This is a genomic window from Tolypothrix sp. PCC 7601 (assembly GCF_025677855.1).
Classification (GTDB): domain Bacteria; phylum Cyanobacteriota; class Cyanobacteriia; order Cyanobacteriales; family Nostocaceae; genus Aulosira; species Aulosira diplosiphon.
This window is the reverse complement of record NZ_CP064879.1, coordinates 6088339-6109453: the sequence shown is the minus strand read 5'-3', so window position 1 is coordinate 6109453 and position 21115 is coordinate 6088339. Positions and strand designations below refer to the sequence as shown.

Annotated in this window: 13 protein-coding genes and 1 pseudogene; 2 read left to right on the top strand and 12 right to left on the bottom strand. The window is 42.3% G+C overall.

The features are described 5' to 3' along the window. Window positions 1-11: 11 nt before the first annotated feature. From HG267_RS25045 to HG267_RS25035, 3 genes and pseudogenes are all read right to left on the bottom strand, one after another. On the bottom strand, window positions 12-320 hold the full coding sequence (locus tag HG267_RS25045) for a hypothetical protein (RefSeq protein WP_045868488.1): 309 nt from the start codon (window positions 318-320) through the stop codon (window positions 12-14). Beyond that, on the bottom strand, window positions 301-4236 hold the full coding sequence (locus HG267_RS25040; RefSeq protein ID WP_052335073.1) for a hypothetical protein: 3936 nt from the start codon (window positions 4234-4236) through the stop codon (window positions 301-303). Before HG267_RS25040 ends, HG267_RS25045 begins: the two co-directional genes overlap by 20 nt. 42 nt (window positions 4237-4278) lie before the next feature. Beyond that, a pseudogene (locus HG267_RS25035) lies at window positions 4279-5401 on the bottom strand (RNA-guided endonuclease InsQ/TnpB family protein). A 38-nt stretch (window positions 5402-5439) separates the two neighbouring features. Here HG267_RS25035 and HG267_RS25030 point away from each other — a divergent pair. Then, window positions 5440-5586: a ribbon-helix-helix protein, CopG family gene (locus tag HG267_RS25030; protein WP_045868487.1), complete on the top strand. Its 147-nt coding sequence runs from the start codon at window positions 5440-5442 to the stop codon at window positions 5584-5586. On the opposite strand, the gene HG267_RS25025 is transcribed toward HG267_RS25030, so the two are convergent. The 6 genes from HG267_RS25025 to HG267_RS25000 form a co-directional block, all read right to left on the bottom strand. Beyond that, window positions 5583-6467: a hypothetical protein gene (locus HG267_RS25025; RefSeq protein WP_045868486.1), complete on the bottom strand. Its 885-nt coding sequence runs from the start codon at window positions 6465-6467 to the stop codon at window positions 5583-5585. The genes HG267_RS25030 and HG267_RS25025 overlap by 4 nt on opposite strands. 696 nt (window positions 6468-7163) lie before the next feature. Further along, window positions 7164-9215 (bottom strand): tetratricopeptide repeat protein, encoded by a 2052-nt coding sequence (locus HG267_RS25020; RefSeq protein ID WP_235623010.1) that lies wholly within the window; start codon window positions 9213-9215, stop codon window positions 7164-7166. Between the two features lie 81 nt (window positions 9216-9296). After that, entirely contained in the window at window positions 9297-9758 is a 462-nt protein-coding gene (locus HG267_RS25015; RefSeq protein ID WP_045868484.1) for a hypothetical protein, read from the bottom strand. Between the two features lie 148 nt (window positions 9759-9906). Next, entirely contained in the window at window positions 9907-12924 is a 3018-nt protein-coding gene (locus HG267_RS25010; RefSeq protein WP_210403061.1) for a DEAD/DEAH box helicase, read from the bottom strand. Window positions 12925-13038: 114 nt separating this feature from the next. Continuing rightward, window positions 13039-13731 (bottom strand): tyrosine recombinase XerC, encoded by a 693-nt coding sequence (xerC, locus tag HG267_RS25005; protein WP_263419974.1) that lies wholly within the window; start codon window positions 13729-13731, stop codon window positions 13039-13041. 293 nt (window positions 13732-14024) lie between these two features. After that, window positions 14025-14240 (bottom strand): Arm DNA-binding domain-containing protein, encoded by a 216-nt coding sequence (locus HG267_RS25000; protein WP_228045711.1) that lies wholly within the window; start codon window positions 14238-14240, stop codon window positions 14025-14027. A 1324-nt stretch (window positions 14241-15564) separates the two neighbouring features. Here HG267_RS25000 and HG267_RS24995 point away from each other — a divergent pair. Beyond that, window positions 15565-17733: a phage/plasmid primase, P4 family gene (locus HG267_RS24995; RefSeq protein ID WP_081583905.1), complete on the top strand. Its 2169-nt coding sequence runs from the start codon at window positions 15565-15567 to the stop codon at window positions 17731-17733. A gap of 239 nt (window positions 17734-17972) precedes the next feature. On the opposite strand, the gene HG267_RS24990 is transcribed toward HG267_RS24995, so the two are convergent. The 3 genes from HG267_RS24990 to HG267_RS24980 form a co-directional block, all read right to left on the bottom strand. After that, window positions 17973-19196: a UvrB domain 3-containing protein gene (locus tag HG267_RS24990; RefSeq protein WP_375539732.1), complete on the bottom strand. Its 1224-nt coding sequence runs from the start codon at window positions 19194-19196 to the stop codon at window positions 17973-17975. A 185-nt stretch (window positions 19197-19381) separates the two neighbouring features. Further along, the gene (locus tag HG267_RS24985) at window positions 19382-19771 is read right to left on the bottom strand and encodes a hypothetical protein (protein WP_045868481.1); all 390 of its coding nucleotides are present in this window, start codon (window positions 19769-19771) and stop codon (window positions 19382-19384) included. A 42-nt stretch (window positions 19772-19813) separates the two neighbouring features. After that, window positions 19814-21106, bottom strand: coding sequence for an ISKra4 family transposase (locus HG267_RS24980; RefSeq protein WP_081583904.1), 1293 nt, complete (start codon window positions 21104-21106; stop codon window positions 19814-19816). Between the last annotated feature and the right edge of the window lie 9 nt (window positions 21107-21115).

Sequence of the window (21115 nt, the reverse complement as noted above, 5' to 3'; positions counted from 1 at the left end):
TTAATACTCAATTAATGTTCTGTCACTAAACCAGGGAAATGTAAGACTCCATCTATGTACTTTCCATGAAATCTTCTGTCACCTCCTTTACCTAGAACTTTTGACTTTAAATCGTAGCCTTCTTCTTGTGAGGGAACAAGCCCAATATTACCGCGTGCTGGAACCTGTCCCTTTTCAATCGCTTTTAAATGTTTGCCATTGAGGTCATACTTTATTCCTATTTTAATTTGTTCGCTGGCAAAGGAAACTAGCAGACCGTTGGTAGTTTGATATACAATATCGGCTTGAATTTCTGCCCAGTTATTGGGTAAGGGTTCCATCTTTCACCCCATATCTATTTTGAAACACCTCGTAGGCAACTCGATAATCTTCTTCTCTGTCAACTTTGGTGAAGGGGGGATAAAAGGTTTTGGTGACTGTTTCCGAACTATCGTTGATTTGCCAAGTTACAGTTAAGGGAGAGGTTCCATCCCAGTTTTTGCGTGCTTCGCGGATTTCTTTTCCTCCTGCGGTTTTTCTGTCGGTGCTGGGGAGTCGTTGTCCTTTTGCGTCGTATTCGTCTGCGAGTTCGTATTGTCGCATCACGGGGAATTGGACGCGGTAGATGGTGGTGAGTTCGTCGAGGGTTAAACTGAGGGATAGGGCTACAAGTACGTCAATTTCGAGGAGTGCTTGACGACGGGAAAAGTCGCTGCGGAGGGGGGAGTTCCATGTCCATTCCTGGGGGTTGAGGTTTTCCCAAGGGGACTCGAAGGAGTCGAGCATGGGGTTTTCGGTTGTCCAGCTATCTTGGGTGATTTGGGTGAGGTTGACGGATGTCCATAGTTGCGAATATGCACGGGTGAGGGCGTTGAGGCGTAATCCTCGGTGCATAATGGGGGTAAGGTGGGGTTCGGTTATTTTGGGGAGGATTCGTAAATCAGCTTCCCTAATATTGGTTCTACCAGCTGCACGAATGAGAAAATCAGCAGTAATAGATGTACATAGAGAAGCAAAAGATAGTAGTTCAGATAGTTGATTAAAAGATATAGAAGAAATCGCGTTTATATGTGTAACTCCAGGTGGGATAATAGCACCAATTAATGTATGCTCATTGCTAAGAGTTGCCATAATTCTGTTGACAAATCTGTATGATTCCGTGACTTTTTCAGAATCTTGCCATAGGGGAATTTCTGCGTTGAAATTTGCGCGATCGCCTTTTTTATCCCCTGGTGCATAAACCGCTCGTGGTAAGTAGTCTTCTGGTAATTCCGTCAAATCAATATCATCGTAAGCATTATTGTGTTGACAGCGAGTTCTAGGGGTTTTATTTAAAGGTGTTCCGACATAAAAATGGGGGCCACTGATTACCCATTCGTTGGTATTGTTGGGTTGAAAACTGGGATTATCTTGTCGAGTCAGGATTCCATCGCGTTGGGAATAGGTTTCGTCAAACATAACTGTTGCAGAGTATGTTCCTTCCAGTTCGGGAAGCCATTTTGCTGCTTGGTTGATTTTGTCGATAACTGTTACAAGTTGACGAGCGTGTAAATTAATCAAAGGGCATTTTAAATAAAATTCTTCATTATCTGAACCACAAAAAATACTCAGTTCTCGATGACTAATTTTTACTATGCGGTCTGGATGTCCTGAAATATCCCAGTTTCCTAAGTCATTTTTAATTCCTGGAACTGGTTTGTCATAATTATTTGTTGCACGACAGGTTTTGATAGTCACTGGATGAAATAAGTTACTAATCATCTCAAAATCAATGTTTTCTTGAGGACGACCAGCATAAATATTTAAACCGAACCTCATTCTTCCGTGGTCATTTGTTCCTTTAAAAAGATTTAACTCATTTTCAAATTGATAATGTGCTTTCAGTCGAGAATAGTATTTAGTTCTTAAAATTCCTCCATTGGGGTCGTCATAAGTACCTTGAGGATGCAACAAACCCCCAAAACCAGTTTCCCCTAACAAACTCCAACTTTTAACAATAAAATTCTTATACAAATTGGTCTGACTGCCCCGCAAAGCCTCATAAAGTCGGTGACAATTCAAAAACGCAACTGTCCCCAAACTCGATTTTTGAGCATCCAAATAAAACTGACGTTGCTGTTCCTCGGCAATTAACCGGGGACGTTCCTTATTAAAGTCTGCACTCCTCGCTTCCCTAACCCCCAACATCGCATCAAAATCGCTCAACAAAGCCGCATCCGACCAAGATACCTTAACCCAGGGTGGATTTCCCAAAATCAAATCGAAACCCCGCGATTGGCTCGCATCACCCCCCAAAATCTCTGGGAAAGCTAATTCCCAATGCTGAAACCGCTCCCGTTCAGCAATTTCTCGACTCACCCCGTACCAAGGAACCGCAGCAGCAAGCAAATCCACATTCAAATCACTTTTCGCACTTGCTTTTAACAACCCCGCACCATCAAAATTCCACCGCAAAGCTTGAATTCCCAACTCCCCATCCGGTGACAGCAATAACTGCGCTGCTGCTAAATAATCTTCCCGTCGCGGTAAAGCTTGCACATCATCCATCGACCAGAAAAACAACCCACACCAAGCATCCATCAACAATTTTAACCGTTGAAAGCTGCCGGAATTGGCTTCCAAACTGGCTTTTACCTCTTCCTGCAAACGCAAACTTGCTCCGGGTTCCGTTGTCGGGGGATGGGGAAACACACTTCCAGGACAAGCGGTTTGCTGTAATGCTGTTAATCGTTGCTGTGCATACTTCTGCTCATGTTCGTCAATCAAATCACTGACATCTAAAGCCAAATTTACCTCAGTTTGCTGCCACTTTCCCCGCACTTCCTTCTTAATCCAATCCTTAGCTTGCTTAACCTGTTCGGAATAAAACTGTTTCACCAAACTATCCCCAGCAGTGGGAACCATATCGGGGTCGAATACTAAATAATGATATACCTCATTTTTCCCCCGCTTTTCCCCCGGTTTTAGTTGACGAGGTTCCACAGTTTCGTTACCACTTTTGAGATGAACCCCAGCCAAAAGTTGCGCTTTCGTCCACACCGCACGTCTCGCACCAATTAAACTATTCCCCGTCCGCAACCGCAAACCAAACCAAGGAGTCGCACCCCGTACCCATTCTTCTCTCCCATCTTCCCCCACCAACTTCGCCCGATGCATGGAATTTAACCACAAAGATAAGGCTCCCAACTCCACCGCCGTCGGGTTTAAGTCCACTCCGTAAAGATTGCGCGTTGTAATATAGTGGCGGACACGGCGCAATTCATCCGCATAATCCGAGGGGTCAATGGTATCACCTAACTGCTTCTGCTTCAACTCCAAATATTTCTGTGCTAGTTGGTTCGCCGCTTCATTCAAAAATGCCCCGCTTCCCATTGCTGGCTCACACACTGTTAGCTGTAAAATTTTATCCGCATCTTCGGCAGTGTAATCCTGTAATAAAGGTCGTAAAGTCTCCTCTACCAAGCATTTTGTTAGCACCTCCGGCGTGTAATAAGAAGCACTTTGCTCCCGATCCAACCCCGACAAATGCAAAATAAACGCACCTTTGACATAAATTACAGGTTTCCCATCCCCCAAACGCTCGACTTCTTCTTTTTTAAACTCCTCCAACCGTTCCTTAGCTACAAACCAAGTCTGGGTTTTCGGTTTCCCAAAATCATCCTGAGCGCGTTTTACCCGAATAAAATCGTCTTCCGCAAACATCCCTTTATAGGAAAGCAAACCCTCATACACCGCACCTAACTGGTTAATTCCCAAATCTGCATAATTAACCCGTCCCGTGGTTTTGGTTCTGTCGTCATAACTGAGGGAAAGCTTGCGAATCACCTGCTGCAAACAACGGTTAGAAAGTCGCGCTTTCGTCAACAATGGGGTAGCATTGGGGTCAAATAAGGTTGCAGTCAGGGGTGGTAACTCAAAACTCCTGGTATTACTCGCATATTTAATTTCCAATTGGTTAGAACTAGTTTCATCGGGAAGAGAATTAAACCCCTGATGAATTAAACTAAATATCTGATTGATGTGTGCTTGGAAATAAACACCCTCGGCTGACTGTTCCGATAAAGGTACTAATTCCAAATCTCGCAATGCTTCCAAACTATAACCCAAACGGTAAGCATCATCATTTATCGGTAAAACCCCTAATTCCGCCCCATGTGCTTCCGCGTAAAAGCAAAATATCAACCGATACACAAAAGTCAAAGCTTCATGACGCAATTGTTCCGCAGTCACCGTATCAAAACCATCCAAAGTAGTCATTGTTGACATACTCCCCAGCCTGAAGGCATGGGGATTCTAGCTTCAGACAGCGATTGCTGGCGTAGCCAGTCTGACATCACCTAAGCCAACAGTCGATGCCCCGACTGCACAAATATTGCGACTAGCGTTTTCGTCTCTTCCATTAACTGACTGACAGGAAGGACAACGCCACTCTCTAACTGACAAATCAAGACTTTCTAGAATATGTTTACAATTAGAGCATGTCTTGCTACTTGGATACCACTGGTCGATAAAGACAACCAGTTTATTCTTCTTCTTGGCAACCCATTCTAGGATTTGCAGAAACTCACCAAACGCTAAGTCTGATATTTGCCTGCCCCAAAGACGTTGCATTCCTTTGAGATTTAAAGTCTCAAAACAGAGAATATCGAACCTATCTGTTAGCTCATGAGCTAATTTCCAGAACCAATCACGCCGACGGTTGGAAATATCTTCATGCTTGCGTACTAAATTCTTTCTGGCTCGTTCTCTGTTAGATGAGCCTTTTTAGCTTTTTGGAATGCCGCGAACTTGCTTTTTTAATGGCGCTTAGGGATTGCTTGAAAAATTGGGGCGATTCAATTTTAGTGCCGTCTGAGCAAGTGAGGAATGTCTTTAACCCAAAATCAAAGCCAGCGATTTTACCCGTCTTAACTTCAACTTCTGAGCTACCCTCATCAACAACCAAAACCATAAATAACTCACCTAACGGGGTGCGTTTAATAGTTAGGGTTTTGACTGTTCCCTCAATTTCTCTGGACTTCCAAAACTGGTAAACTCGACTACCAATTTTTACCCTATTTCCACCCAAAAACTTATAACCTGCCTGCTTAAGGGTGAACGATTTGTATTTCTTGACCTTCTTAAATCCTGGTGGTCTTACTCCTTTGTTATTGTGTTTGAAAAACAATTGGTAAGCTTTCTCAATGCGTTGACAAATATCTTGTGCTGCTTGAGAACCTACTGATTGCCAAAAAGAATTACGCTTTCTTAATTTGGCGATATGAGCCTGAAGTTTTGCACAGTTTAAATGCTTGCCAAACATCCGGTAATACCTTTTATGTAGAGCAATGCAATGGTTATAAATCACTCCAGCAGCGTTGATTGTGCGCTTGAGGTGTCTATTCCTTTTGTGTTCGTACAATTTAAACTTCAGTGTTTTCATGCTAGTATTATACCATAAAACGACGGCAATATGACGGCATGAAGAAATTAACAGTTCGATGCTCTAATGAAGAGTATGAAACGCTTTTGAAATACTGCGAAGAAACAGATCGCACTCAAAATGACGTACTTAGAGAGATGATCCGGAAGTTGAAGAAAAGCCGTGCTAGAAGCACGGGGCTTTAGACCCAATTTTTTGGTAAACCACGACGACGGCGATCGCTTACCCACTCATTCGCCAATAATTCTATGGCTTCCCGTACCGCAACCTGGAGATTTTCCGTCACACCGTGGGCTAATTTATGACTTTGCTCTTCCAAAGTATCGTGTAATAAATCAGCCGATTCGCTATCAGGAGCCAGTGTTTCCCGCGATAGAAATGTAGCAATTTGCTCAAAACTACTTTTCTCACCCCGTCCAAAAGCCTCATCCAAATCAAAAGCCAACCACCGACCATTTGCATAGGTTTTGCGATCGCACAACAAAACCCGACTCCCCGCTAATAACATCAACCAACGGGGTGGTTCCTCGGTTTTAAAAATTTCTCCAACAGCCTTTCCCCAATCTCCCGGAAGCAATTTGTGGGTATTTTCAGCTAAGTTGGTGGGTAGTTTTGTCGGTAGCAACTGCATTTCCAAGGGGTCTTCACTCGGTATCCCATCAGGTAAACTCCCATCGGGGATACAAAAAGCACTCTCACAAATTATTAACCACGGTTGCCCAAACCGCTTTAATAGTCCCAAACTCGGCACATAAACATCCCCAGCACCAACGGGAATATCGAGTTGCTGTAAATCACCATAACCTAAAGCCTGTAACAAATACGAGTGCCAAGATTGAATATCAGCCCCTGCATTCTGTCGCTTTGACCAGTCAATTTCCTCAACAGCTTCAGCTTTAGCCTTAAAATATCGCTGTCCCAATCGTTGCAACTGTCGCGGACAAGCAGCAGCACCCGCTTCCTTCCACCCCTGGGTAAACTTCTGCGCGTCCTTAGAGAAACTGGTGTCTAGGTAATGAGATGAGTAATATTCACCAACGTTGTATACAGCGATATCCAGGGGCATTTGGGGATTGGGGATTTGAGATTATTCAGGAATTATACAAAAATAACTCAGTAGTGCGGGGCATCTTGCCTGCTTTTTGACAACATGGGGCGAGGGAATTGTTAGCGATCGCGTTTTGCCGTAAGAGTATTCCAACAAATAAATGATCCAAAATGTGTCATTGCGAATGGAGCGAAGCGGAATGAAGCAATCGCAAGAACTCGGAGATTACGCGATTGCTTCGTCGTTCCTCCTCGCAATGACAATTGGGTATTTTTTTACTTGGAACACTCTAAATTAATTGTAGGACTTATGCACTATACAAATTGACGATTATACGCGATCGCACTCAGAGCATGGCAGCGAGACTGGAAGCCGCTCCGCGTCTCTACGTCCCTCAACTCAACCTTGTATCTTAAGAATAGTAGTAGAGTGTATTGCATACAAACGAGAAGTTCTATATTCAAAACACCATCATTCGACCTCAGAAGCTGAAGATTCTCCTTTGCAGCAAGAACATTCTCACTGGAAACAGGAACATTCTCGTTTAGAACAAGAACGTTCTCACTGAAAACAAGAATACTTTAGTTTGAAACAGGAACATTCTCGTTTGCAACACGAAAGTTCGGGTTCTGAACATGAAACTTTGAGTTCAAAACAGGAAACTTGGAGCTAAAAGCTTGATTGATGAGGTTGGGAAGGTAAATTTTCCTGTTCTCATGAGAGATAATCGCGTAAATTTGCTAAATTCTCACGCACAGTCACAGTATTAGGATGATTCCCTCCTAAACTTCGCTCAAAAATATTCAAAGCTTGGAGAAACAGGGGTTCGGCTTGGTCGTACTTTCCTTGGGAATTGTAGAGATATGCCAAATTGTTGAGGCTTTGGGCGAAATGGGGATGATTATCTCCCAGCAGACGTTTATAGAGTTCTAAAGCTTGGAGAAACAGGGGTTCGGCTTGGTGGTACTTTCCTTGGGAATAGTAGAGTTTAGCCAAGTTGTTGAGACTTAAGGCGACATCGGGATGATTGTCTCCCAGCAGGCGTTGTCTGAGTTCTAACGCTTGGAGATAAAGGGGTTCGGCTTGGTCGTACTTTCCTTGGAAATAGTAGAGTAATGCCAAGTTGTTGAGGCTGGTAGCGACTGAGGGATGATTGTCTCCCAGCAGGCGTTGTTTCAGTTCTAAAGCTTGGAGATGCAGGGTTTCGGCTTGGTCGTACTTTCCTTGGGATTCGTAGAGTCCTGCCAAGTTGTTGAGGCTAGTGGCGACATCGGGATGATTGTCTCCCAGCAGGCGTTGTCTGAGTTCTAAAGCTTGGAGATACAGGGGTTCGGCTTGGTCATACTTTCCTTGGGAATAGTAGAGATGTGCCAAGTTGTTGAGGCTGCTGGCGACATGACGATGATTGTCTCCCAGTAGGCGTTTACAGAGTTCTAAAGCTTGGAGATACAGGGGTTCAGCTTGGTCGTACTTTCCTTGGGATTCATAGAGTCCTGCCAAGTTGTTGAGGCTGGCGGCGACATCGGGATGATTGTCTCCCAAGCGGTGTTGTACTGTTGATAAACACTGTTGATTCCAAGGTTCGGCTTGGGTATATAACCCTTGTCCTTCATAGAAGCGAATCAAGCCGACGAAAGTCCAAACTATATCTTCATCACTGACGTATTGAATGAGATTGTTTGCTACTTCAGCTATGTGTGCTATGGCAAGGGAAACAGTGTTAATTTCTTCAAGTATGGGAGTCCCAGGAATTTTTTTAGCAACTGCTACCATTACCTGAGAAAACGATCGCTTAAGTTCCTCTGCTTGCTCTAAACCTGTAAACTTAGATTGGAAAAATTCCCGCAGTAGGGGATGTAGTTGATAAATTCCTTCATCTTTGCGCTGGAGTAAATGCAGATTCAATAATTTATCATCCCGAATTTCCTCTAACTCGCCCTCATCTTTCTCTGTTAAGCACTGTTCTACAAAGTTCCAAGGTATGGGTGCGGCGGCAAATAAACTGAGTACACAGCCTAATAACTTATCACCCTCTGCTAATTCCTGCCAACTCAACTCAAAGGCGGCTTTTATTCCCCGTTGTGCTGTCATATCTGCTTCTGGGTTGACAGTTGCAGGTTGTTCTAGTCGCTTTTCCTTTAATCGCCCCATCATTTTCGATAGGGACAAATCCGGTTTTCGTGCCAAATATCGCCCCACCAACTCCAAACCCAAAGGCAAATACCCCAGCCATTCGCACAATTGATTTGCTACATCTAATTCTCTCTCAATTCGCTCTGGTGTTTCTGCCAGCAAAGACCGTAACAACTCCAACGCTGCATCTGGTTGTAATACATCTAAAGATAATTGCTTGATGGCTGCACCCAACTTTTTGCGCGTAGTCATTAACACTTTAAATCTGGAAGATGCGCCCTGTAGGTAAGGTCTGACTTGCTGGTAATCTGTAACATCATCCACCACCAGCAGCACATTACCCTCACGCCAATTCCGCCAGCAGTATTGTACTTGTGCAGGTAAATCAAATTCTTCTGGTGGCTTTAAATCAAGCTGAGTTCTGGCAAACCGCACCACTTGAGAGCCAAAATCCTCAACTTTCGCCTGTAACCAGCACAGTCCACCTTTGTAGTTTTCGCGCTGAGTCATGGCATATTGCAAGGCGAGTTCTGTTTTACCCAGTCCACCCATTCCCAAAATAGCCGCAATGGCTACTTGGTTATTTTCCTGCAATAGTTTGTGGAGTTCTTGCAGTTCTTCATCGCGTCCCACAAATTTCACCACCCCACTCAGGGGTAAATTTTGCGGTATTTCAGGATTTGACTTTACCCGTTCCTGTTCGGGCGACTGTAGTCAGTTGTATGTGTTGTGCTGTTCCCCAATTGTGATTTGTTGGGCAACCATTGCCCCTTTTTCAGCTTGGATACTTTCTGCTAACTTGGCAAAGTTATTCACAATTGCTGGCTGCGCTTGAATTTCTGCGGCTAATTTTTGAATTTCCTTCGCCTTGGGGGATTCATCTTGATTGATTGTGGCTTCTACTTCCCGCACCGATTGAGCAATATCGTCATCTTTATCGGCTGCGGCTTTCAACTCCAACACAGCTTGACCATAATCTAACGCCTCCTGTGTGTTTTCCTGTGACGTATTCGCCAATGACGAGGGCAGTTTATTTTTCTGGCGCAGCCGTGCGATTAACTCGTTACTTTTTTCTAATGCTGCTTCTCCCAGCTTTTCGCCTGTTTTTTCTAAAGCCTTAGTTAAAACTATAGTAGCGATCGCAGTTCCTACGGCTGTTAAGGTTACTGGTTCCATAACTTAAGAATAATAATACGAGATTATACTGATTTTTCCTCAGCATAACAGTTTCTCAACAGAGAAAAAGCGTTGCTTGATTTTTGCAGCATGGCTGACTTACAAGCTTGGTTGGAAGCAGTGGAAGATTAATTTGCCACTAAATTAACTAACTTTTTACACCTTCAATCACCATCACTAACCGAGTAATAGGCGACTCTCCAGGTAACAAGTGAGTATCCCGCCAATATTGCTGACGGTCTCTGAGATACTTATACATTTCCTCCCGTTCTGAGAGCAACTTTTTAGCAGAGGCACTATTTGGGTCAATTTCAGCTAACCGCTTATTAATTATATCCAGCCGTTTTTGACTCCACTGTTTCAGTCGCTGTTCTTCTTGCTGCAATAGGGGTTTGATTTTTTCTTGTCGTTGTTTTTCCAAATTTTGTAAATATGTCAAACTTGCTTCCACCGCAGCAGTAATAAATATTTCTCCTGCTGCAAGCTGCACTGGAGTTTGGGTATTTGCTAGCTTTTCAAACCCTGCATCAGCTAAAGTCTCTTGTAAGGGCGCAATTTCACATTTTCCCCCGCGATGGATGCGAACTGCATGGGCATCTACTACCAAAGGCGTACCAGCTTTTGATGGAACTTGTCCAATAAAACAAAATGCCAGTTCCCCTGCTTCCAGTTCCTGGGAAATCACAACAGGAGCTTCTCCTCGCGCAAATTGCATTAATAACCTTTCCACCAACCATTGCATAATGGGGTGAGTCTCGCTACACAAAAGTTCTTTCGACCAATAACCAGAAGTATTACGAGCAGCAGTAATTGCCAACTTTACCCGTTCGACATCATCTGTTAGCCGAAACTGATCGTGTTCCTGCCAAGCTTCTTGAGGAATTGCCGTTGCCCCGAAAATAATATCATTTGCCTGGGAAGACTGACCCAAACGCCGTTTCAAATCATCAGGTGCAGTTAGCGTCATCATCCGTCCTTCAACTTCAATGGGCAGATAGTCTCTATTTGATTCGCGTAATAATTTATACGCTTCTTGTAAAAACTCGAAATCTTTATAGAAGCGAATGCGGTTAGTTTGGAGAGTAAGCGAACAATTATTACTGAGTTTTTTATCTTCTTTTCCCCCTTCTGCTTTTCCTCCACCTAGCAAAAAAGCCAGCAGGTCATCATCATCCTTAGTATTACCAACTGAGATAATAGATTCTAATTCGCCAGCTTCATCCGAAACTGATTGATTTTGTACTACCTGTAGTTCCAAAATATTGCGATCGCCTTTCAACAATCCTTGTTCAGCAATATACTCTGCTTCTTTTTCTGGATCGTACAGTTTTAGCAGACTCTCCCCAGAACGGGTACTGCGGTTAATTTCCTCAACTTTATTAATTAACCGTTCAAAAATTGCCGAGTCCCCCTTAAGTAAACCAGTTTTTGTCTCCACCATCAAATACCGAATGATGGGCGATTGAGTTTGCCCAATGCGATCGACCCGCCCGTTGCGTTGAATCAGTGTAATAATCGACCAAGGTAAATCGTAGTGGATGACATGGTGACATTGGTGATGTAAGTTAATCCCCTCTGATGCTACATCGGTAGCGATCATCATCCGCACAGGTGAGGTTTTTGTGCCAAATGCCTCCACTGCCGCCATCAAATGTACATCGGGACAAGCTCCACTAATTGAAGCGATCGCCTGCTTTGCCTGGTCTTCAAACCTTTCGCTGTGTTTAAGTTTGAATTCCTTAGCAACAGCTTCTGCTAGTGCTTTTTGTGTCTCAATATATTCCGTAAAAACTAAGATACGCAGGCTACTATCCTGACCATTCCAGCCAACTTTACGCAATTGCTCAAGTAAAAGTTTGAACCGTGATGAATCTTCAAGGGAAAGTTGCTTCAAGTTTTCTTCCAGCCTTTTTAAATATGGAAGCTCTGGACTTTTAGAGTTTTCTGCCTGGATTTTTTTAACTCGTTTTGCAACTGTACTCCGACAAGATTCTGGACTAGAAAGAAACTGTTTATACAATCCATACTGAATTAAACGCTGGTTTCGCCAATCAGAATATTGCCCTGCTTCCTTCGCTATTTGAGCTGCTTGTCGAAGTTCTCCCAAAATACTGTAAGCCGCTTCCTCTCCATCGGTCGCTTGTATCGCAGTTTCCCCAATTGGCACAACCACTCGGTCAGTAAGTTCCTGTCCAATTTGGCTGCGGACATCTTCCTTAAACCGCATTAAATAAAAACCGCGAATATCTTCTGCATCATACTCGCGGTGACGGGGGTCGGGAATTGCAGAAGGGTCAAGTAAAGAAATTAAACGCCCAAAGGTTTCTCGCTTGCCATTGTGGGGAGTTGCGGTTGTCAACAACATTGTATCCGCCCGTCTTGACAGCAATCTTGCCAACCGATGCGCCTGATGGTTTTCGGGAACGCTAGCGCCAGCAACGTTGTGCGCTTCATCAATGACCACCACATCCCAATGGGCGGACTCCAAAAAGTGGCGATAACGTCCCGCATCTTTGAGAGTATCAATGCTAATTATGACCCGATGGTAAATTTCAAAAGGATTTTTATTCGTGGGAATACGCAACCTTAACTTAGCAATACCCTGGGAATCCAAACGCACAAGAGGAATCGAAAAACGGTTCCAAAGCTCTGCTTGGAACTGAGTCAACATCGATTTTTTCGATAAAACCAAAATGCGATCGCCTCGTCCCCGGCGCATTAATTCGGTTAAAATCATGCCGACCTGGATTGTTTTCCCCAAACCAACAGCATCAGCAAGTAATAATCGAGGACGAAGTTGTTCCAATGCACGTCGTACAGATGTTACCTGAAAGGACATCGGGTCAAATGCACCTAAACCGACCAAATCAGGTTCCTCACCAGCTGCTGGCATCTGTCTCAATTGGGCTTCCAGGAATAGTTTTGCACGACGAAAACCATTTGAATTATCTGCAACCAGCTTAGTTTTGCGCGGATTAACTGCCTCAATTCGATCTAGCTGCGTCAAAAAAATCGACTGATGTCCTCGAACCAAATCATCAACCCCAACGACATGTACTGCATATTCCGTGCCAGCATCGTTAGACGCTTCAACGCGCTGCACAAGCCATTCCGCATCACGACACAGTATTCGCATTCCGGGGGCAAGGGTAAGGACACTGGGCATCGGGTATGAGTCCTGAATATTAGGCAAAACTCATTAATTATACTAGGCGTAGAATCAAGATTAAATATTTTCCAGCCTTCTTTATATGCAAACTTTCTAAGACATAAAAAGAACCTAAAATTCCGGCACGAACAACTCTTTTCTTGCCCCCGCATAATGCTCGTAAATCATCTTGGCACTCGTACCGACTAACTTGGCGATGTCCTTGGCATCCAACATCCTCATTCCCCCATCGGGCATCAAAATTGGTGTTTCCAGTGCTGCGGTAATAAAGGTATGTCTGGTTTGATACAAATTACGGTATTCAATATTACTATCCAATCTTTTCAATACCGAATTCCATGCCCTGTTGTTGAGATTATGGGTATCAATCCATCCTCCTTTCGGTGCTGGAAACACTTTGTCTTCCCCCGTCACACCTTCTGGCTTAATGGATTGTAACAGCCCTGCCAACTTCGGATTTATGGGAAAAGACCGCTTTTTCTGCGTTTTTAACCCCTTTTTACAAACCAAGCCATTTTCTGACTCCACCACAGCCTGCTCAAAGCGAATTGTCCGAAAATCATCTGTGATATGTTTCCACTGCAAAGCCACCGCTTCGGATGGTCTACAGCCAGTCATAAACAGGAATTCAATGAAAGGGGCATAGTATTTGTAATGGCGATCGCTCTTAAAAGTCTGAATGATTTTATCCCGTTCTGCCAAGGAAAAAGGGTCAATATCCGTATCCTCCGACTCACCTTTGGGAACCCGAATATCGGCAGCCATCCCCACAAACGGATTATTGGTAATTAGTTGAGATTTCACAGCCCAATTGCAACAGGCATTTATTTGCGTCAAAATACGTTTTGCAGAATTGGCCGTTTTATTCGCCACCAACCAGTCTCTAATTGCAACTGCATCGTCAATAGACTTCTTTGGCAGGTACAAATTAAGACAACGGTCAACTTTCTGATAATCCTTTGCCAGGGTACTTGGAGAAGCATTTGGTCGCTTAAATTCTACATATTTCTCCCACAACTGGGGAAGGGTTGGTTGGGACTTTTGCGATGGTGTACCTGCTTGAGCCTTACGGACAGAACCTTCGGGGGTATATTTGCTTAAATCCTTGGGTCAAACCGCTCGCACAAAATATCTTTTTCGATTTCTGAGGCTTTGAGTTGGGCTAGCTTCCAATGTTGTGGTGTGTCAGGATAGCCCGTGGAAATATAATGACGCTTGCCAGCAAAATGGAAGCGCAGCTGAATGCGTCCATTGGAAAGAATGGCTGTGACAGAACCCTTGGAAGCCCTGCCAGTTGGGGTTTTCGTTTTCATGGGGTATCTGGTGTAAGCTACATTCTAGTCTACACAAGGATTACACCATCTTTACACCATTTTTTTCGCTAAATTGACCTAAACATACCCAATAATTTGATTACAGCTTTTTTTACTAAACCTCCAAAACCCTTGCTCTGTGGGAGAAATCTAGATTTTGGAGTAATGCCAGGAACCAGACTTGAACTGGTGACACGAGGATTTTCAGTCCGAGGACTATTTAGTATCTGCAAGGGTTTTGAGTAATAAAACCTTTATTACACCCAATTTACACCCAATTTCTCCTACTATTGGTCTGTGCTTGTCTGGTTTTAATCGGGTTCTTAACGATTTCGATCAGGCTGGAAAGCCTAAGATTTTCAATATAAAGATAATTCTTGACTAATTCTATATGAAGCAAGGCTATATTCCCTGATAGACTTCAGCCTGTGGCTACTCGAACAAAGTCTGCTTACGCTTCGCAATGGCTTTGCTAAATGCAAGCTAGTTAGACGTATCTTGATCAAGAACCGATATTAGAAGGTGAATTCCTAACCTTGTCTTCTTCGCTAGATAAATTTATATCGAAATTTTGTCAGGGAGAAGAATAGCATAATTTAGCTCAACTGCTTGAAAACTCCACCGACCTAGCTAATAGAGTCTGTAGTTGCCTAAATACCCAACTACTTTACACTTCTTTACAATATTAGCCAAAAAATCCATTAATAATTGACCCCGTATAAGCTGAGTTAGTGTACAAAAAGCTCCAAATTGCAACGTTAATTGCCATTGTGAGCATGATTATTCATCTAATATGGAGACAAAAATTCTTCTTATATGGGCAATTCCAAACCTCAAGACTATCAGTTTGTTACTAAGCAGGTAATGTCTGAAGTAACTGGTTTATCAAGTAACACTTTGAAGAAATATAGACTTCAGGGAAAATTGCAGAGGGATATTCATTGGATCACCCTTAACTCAAGAGTTGTGAGATATAACATTACCCTTGTGTTGGATTGGGTACAGAACCACATTAGTAATCCTAAAGCCCACTTGAGAGCCATTGAAAATTATTTGGCTGACTTACCTTCTAACCAACCAAAAAGAAGACGCAATAGTTCTAAGCAGAGATGATTGAGTCTCTAAAACAATTCTGCTGCTCCGAGGAACCGAGATAATTATTCGGATAAGCAACGCCAGAAATTCTTCTCACGATCCTCAATAAGGACGTAAAAATACTTGCTACTCAAGTAGATATTGACTACCTGTTCTGTTTGCACAAAAAAAGCCATTAGTCAGCAATCATTGCTCTACTTATGGCTCTCGTAAAATTTTTTTCTAAAGTATGAGTATAGCAAATAATGAAGATTTTAGGAACAAGGTTGTTCCTAATTTATCTATGTCCTCTTCATCCGAAGCAACTTCATCCTATATATGTGCTAGGCATTTAGAAGAGTGGGTGAATGGCAGCGGAGTCTCAGAAGAAATTACCCGCCTCAATGTTAAAACACTCGAAGATAATGAGGAAATAGCACAGCATTTAGACTGGAAAAAATATAAGCACACTGCTGGTTGGTGGTGTAGTGGCATCAATCCCAGGAATGGATTACCGATGGGAAAAATGCATGGACAGTTCAAGCCAAATGAACCGTTAAAGTTGGGATCATCAGATAAGTCAAAGCCAGCTAAGTATATCTCCAGCAAAGCTCAACATGATGCTATCTGCTTGGACACAGGAAATCGCAATTATTGGTCAGAAATAATTGGCAATGTTTCTATACCAATTTTTGTCACAGAAGGATGCAAGAAAGCTGGAGCAGGACTTACAAATGGATACCCCACGCTTGCATTATGTGGAGTAGACATGGGATTAGATGATGGCACATTAGTTAGCCATTTAGAACTATTTGCAAACCCAGAAAGAAATATTTACCTATGCTTTGATGCAGATATCGTTCGCAAGACTCCTGTGAGGAAAGCATTAATCCGATTAGCTAACGTGCTATGCCAGCAGAAATGTATAGTTCGCGTAGTTATTTGGGAAGAAACTAGAGGTAAGGGAATGGATGATTTTTTGGTGACTAATGGTAAAGCAGCATTTGATGTGGAAATTGCGAAAGCACAAGATATTCATGAATTTAAAAGGCAAACTGTAGGCGATCAAGCTAGCAAATCTCAAAAAGGTAAAAATAATTTGCCAGCGCATTCAGTAGCTGCAGAAATAATTGCTTCTCAAGTAACGAACTTAAAATTTGACTCCAAAATTAGCCGATGGACGCAATATCAAAATGGTTATTGGAGCATAGCTATCAAAGAATCAGTCCTTCAACGAATAGTTCAGAAACTGAAAGAAATTTATCCTGATATAGGTTTCAGCGCCAGCTATCCAGAGGGAGTCATAAAAATGTTGATACCGGAACTTTTGTTTGATGCGTGGAATGAGCAACCTAAAGATTTACTTCCCTTTAAGAATGGAGTCTTGGATTTGAAGTCAAAACAAATGATGCCTCATTCACCGGATTATTATTTCCGTAGTATTCTCGATCGCGAACATGATGTCTGCGCTACAGATTGGAACGTAATTGAAGAGTGGATGGACTTCGTATTTGACAATAATCATGACCAAAAGCGCTTACTATTATGCTGGTATGCAGCAGTATTAAGGGGGATGTGGAAACTGCACAGATTTGCCTTAATTACTGGGTTAGGGGGAACTGGTAAATCTACAGCTATGAAACTAGCAACAGAATTAGTTGGCAAACGTTTTAGCCATAGTGTTACTCTTTCATCTCTAAACAACCATCAATTCCAAGCAGGGAACATTTATGGCAAACGATTAGTATGTATCAACGATGCTGATGACTATCGAGGGAACATAGAAATACTCAAAAATATTACTGGCGGAGATGAGATTACTATCGAGCATAAATATGAGATGCCTTTCACAGCAACTTATACAGGAATGGTAATGATCACTGCTAATCACCTTGTCTTTAATGCGAGTGATTCAGGATTGGATCGACGTATGATTATTTTTAAGTTCAACCGTCCAGTTCCAAAAGTTGACCCTGATTTTTCAGCAAGTCTTTCTGCACAGATCTCTGGTTTTACTAATTATCTACTTAGTATTCCAGAAGAAGAAATTAATCAGACTTTGATTTACAAGGTTGATGAAAGTGGAATGATAGGTGAGAATGAATTGGAGTTTTTACTACAAACTAATTCTGTTGCTGACTGGTTGAATAATAACTATGTCTACGATCGCAATAATCAAATTCCTATTGGGAAAGACAAAGACCGAACAGATCAACTCTATGGTGATTATTGCAGTTACTGCTACAAAACCAGGTCTAAAATGCTTACTAACAAGCAGTTCAGCCCAGAGATTATCCGTCTAGGAAGAGAAAAACTGGAGAAAGTGAAAACTAGTAGCGGTTTCGTAATTCGTGGGCTTAAACGTGATGATTCGGGAGGAGTAGTCGAAGCTATCATTCGCGAATCTTATTCCAAATAAACTTGTCTTTCTCACCCTGCATACCCTTCACTCCCTGCATTCAGTCCTTGAAAAGCTTATTATGCTAGGACTTAATGAATGCAGGGTCTTTAGGGTGAATGCAGTGAGGACATAACCAAACTGCATCACCCTACAAATTAGTTAAGTTAAAGCTTTCAGCTATCATCAATCACTTCAATGCAGGATGTGGAGGGTGAAAATGAAAAAGGTTTAGTCCTTCAACTTAGTAAGTTTGTCCATTAATAATATTGCTTGATGTAAGCATAAGCCTTTTCAAAAAGTTCTTTATCTTGGTGCAGAGCATATTTAAATAGGGTTTTCCGTAAGGCTTGCTTGACTTCCCGTTCCCCAGCACTGGTTTTCTGCCAACCAGGGAAGCGTACTAAGCGTAATATTTCGTCAATATCATTAACAATTCGCTCCACCATTTTGGGCGTTTGCTCATTACGGACTTCCAAAAATAGCTCTGTCAACGCTGCCTTACCCCGGTCTTCATCTTCCTCTGGCGGTGTGTCTTTTTCTGCTTGCACCAAGTCACGGGCTAAGTCAAGCAAATCCTTTAGGAAGGCTACACTATGAATTTGTCCTTGTTCATGGCGTTCTTTCAAAGCTTCTAGACGCTCTGATAAAGCTCGAAAGCAGGGATTATCAATATGTTGGCGAAGTCTTCTAGCAACTTTAATCTCAATTTCCTTGGCTTTGTTCTTGGGATCTGCGGAATTTAGCACCACCTCTAATAATTCGGCATCCAGGACGATTTCTTCGAGGTCATCACGCACTGCTTCCACACGGACGTTTTGATGAATTAGCTCAATGGTTTTAGCTCCAAGTGCGTGCCAGAGCAGTTTACCCATGCCAGTTGTCGGTTGAACTGAAATGTAAACCTGGGAAAGCCACTTGTAATCAGTTTCATAGTTGACAAGTATGGGATCTGGTGATACTGCTTCCCATAAATTAGCCAGGTAACTGTAATCGGCAGCGAAGTTATCACGCACATCATTGTTGGGTAAACAATCCTGCGCGGCAATTAGTCCTTCATAACCACTAAGGGTACGATCTACTCCTGGGAAATATGCTAGACATTTCTGGACTGCACCAGGAAGTTCGTTCTTTAAGGCACTAATTCCAGAAACAACCTGCTGGAAGCCTTGCTCGTCAAAGTCTAAAGCTTGAGCGACATCATCAAATACGCCAAGATAATCTACTACCAAACCGTGTGTTTTTTTATTGCCGTAGGTGCGATTAGTACGGCAGATGGCTTGGAGTAAGGTATGTGCCTTCAGTGGCTTGTCTAGGTACATCGCCTGAAGGATCGGTGCGTCAAATCCTGTGAGTAATTTTGCGGTGACAACCAGAATTTTTAGTGGATCGTTGGCATCACGGAACCGATCTAAAAGTTTTTCTTCTTGATCGCGACTACGTAGATAAGGTTTTAATCGCTCATCTTTCCCTGTGGCGGAAATAACTATTTCGCTGGCTTCTGGGGGCAGATGTTTATCCAGTTCTGCTTTATATAAAAGACAGCATTCTTGATCGTAGGTAACGACCGGGTGAACGAAAAAAGGTGTGGGGAAGAGCTTAGTTAGCGTACATCATACGCTAACTAAGCTCTGACTCATATAGATGTTAACTCTTATGAGAGTATGAATTATTTTTGAAATCTTGCCGCTTCTTCAACTAGGTCATTGAGTCCTAGTTCTAATGTATGAAGCACCTGGTTTAACGCTTCGATTTTTGTCCGATTTTTCATCATCTCAACTGCCTTTAAAAAAGCAGGACTACCTGCTTTACCAATATATTGATGACAACTTTTGCTACCATTTTTGGTAACAAAGATAGGTTCTCCTGATTGCCACTTGTAATACCAATAAGCGCCACCCTTACCTTTGGCGCGGTAACGAACAATCCAACAACTATTAGCAGCTACATCACTCTTAAGAAGAGTAGAGATTTCTTGGTTGATTTCTTCTCTTTTGGCTTGTAATTGTTCTATTCTATGTGCTAAATCTGAAAGATTCTGTTCTCTTGTTTTGACCACTATGTAAGTACTAACTTCAAAGGACAAGTTTTATCGTAAACTTTACGCTACCTGACTGTAATTGTAAGATTTGGATGACCAAAAATTTGACCATCGAGTTGAATTACTTAAATATGCTGCCCTTAATGCCATAACTCCTTCAGCTCCAAATAAAGACCAATGCATTCCCGCTTGTTTTAATCTTTGTGTAACCACACGCCGATTGGAGCTTTCAACCACTCCCGAACCAATCATTAAACCAGCTTTTAAATAAGAGTGATAATCAATCCGACTCTGATTATTAGTTAAATAACGCTCTAAATCGGTAATAGCTCCCTTTAAATCTTTCTTCTTTTTGGGGAATTGATGACAATTTTCAATTACTGTATTCCATTGTGATTTTTTTAGTAATTGTTGTTGAGTTTTTACCCAATCCAATTGATAGTCTTCGTTATTTGGATACGCTGCTTTCGCTACTGCCCACACATATTCCGAGAGATGAAAAAAGTCGAGAATTTCCACCGAACCTGGAAATTGTTCTGATGCCATCGACCAAATCCAATGTGCGCCATCACCAATTACTACGGTTTTTGTGGGTTTTGTACCTGCTACTTGATTATATAACTGGGATACTCTCTGAGTAAATTCTGGTCGAGATTTTAAAGTAGCTACATATTCCCGAGTACGTATAACACCTCTTTTTTTACCAACTTTTTGATGGTCTTTACTCCAGAAAATTACACCAACTTTTGCTTCTTTATATCCTTGTTTTTGATTCAAGGGAGTCATGACTCCATCAACTCCCACATATAATAAATCTGGTGGTTCCTGCTCTTGATTGGGAATTCCAAACTGTGAAGAAGTGTCTTGCTCACATCGAACCTGAAACTCTTGTGTTTGTAGTTGATTTCCTGTCTTTTCTACTTGATTAGCTAAGGTTTTTTGTGTCAAATCTAGTCTTGTCCATTTTTGAAACAAGGAGTGAGAATTTGGAAATTCACTACTAACTCCCAAGGCACAGGCTAATTCTAATACCATTGGTAGCCATTTATCTTTTGGTAGTCCTAACTCTTCATCAACTTTGACTTTAATACCATCTGTTGTCTCATAAGCTCTACGTACAACAACCATTTCACCTAATGGAGTGTAATATCTTTTTTCTCGTTTAGTTCTCGGATGTGAGTATTCGGCTTCTTTTTCTTCAATTAAGGCTTGGAATAAGCTTTGTTGCACAAAGTTCCCTAATTTTAGCCACATATTGTAAAATTCGCCCACAAATTCTTCTAAATGGTGACACTCCGGTAAGTCCTGGAGTGTGTCATTGATGTGAGACAGAATTGATTGGTGGTTGTTCATGGGAAGTTT

Coding starts and splice junctions, on each gene's coding strand:
- HG267_RS25045 (WP_045868488.1), bottom strand. CDS start 320: ATGGAACCCTTACCCAATAACTGGGCAGAAATTCAAGCCGATATTGTA.
- HG267_RS25040 (WP_052335073.1), bottom strand. CDS start 4,236: ATGACTACTTTGGATGGTTTTGATACGGTGACTGCGGAACAATTGCGT.
- HG267_RS25030 (WP_045868487.1), top strand. CDS start 5,440: ATGAAGAAATTAACAGTTCGATGCTCTAATGAAGAGTATGAAACGCTT.
- HG267_RS25025 (WP_045868486.1), bottom strand. CDS start 6,467: ATGCCCCTGGATATCGCTGTATACAACGTTGGTGAATATTACTCATCT.
- HG267_RS25015 (WP_045868484.1), bottom strand. CDS start 9,758: ATGGAACCAGTAACCTTAACAGCCGTAGGAACTGCGATCGCTACTATA.
- HG267_RS25010 (WP_210403061.1), bottom strand. CDS start 12,924: ATGCCCAGTGTCCTTACCCTTGCCCCCGGAATGCGAATACTGTGTCGT.
- HG267_RS25000 (WP_228045711.1), bottom strand. CDS start 14,240: ATGAAAACGAAAACCCCAACTGGCAGGGCTTCCAAGGGTTCTGTCACA.
- HG267_RS24995 (WP_081583905.1), top strand. CDS start 15,565: ATGAGTATAGCAAATAATGAAGATTTTAGGAACAAGGTTGTTCCTAAT.
- HG267_RS24980 (WP_081583904.1), bottom strand. CDS start 21,106: ATGAACAACCACCAATCAATTCTGTCTCACATCAATGACACACTCCAG.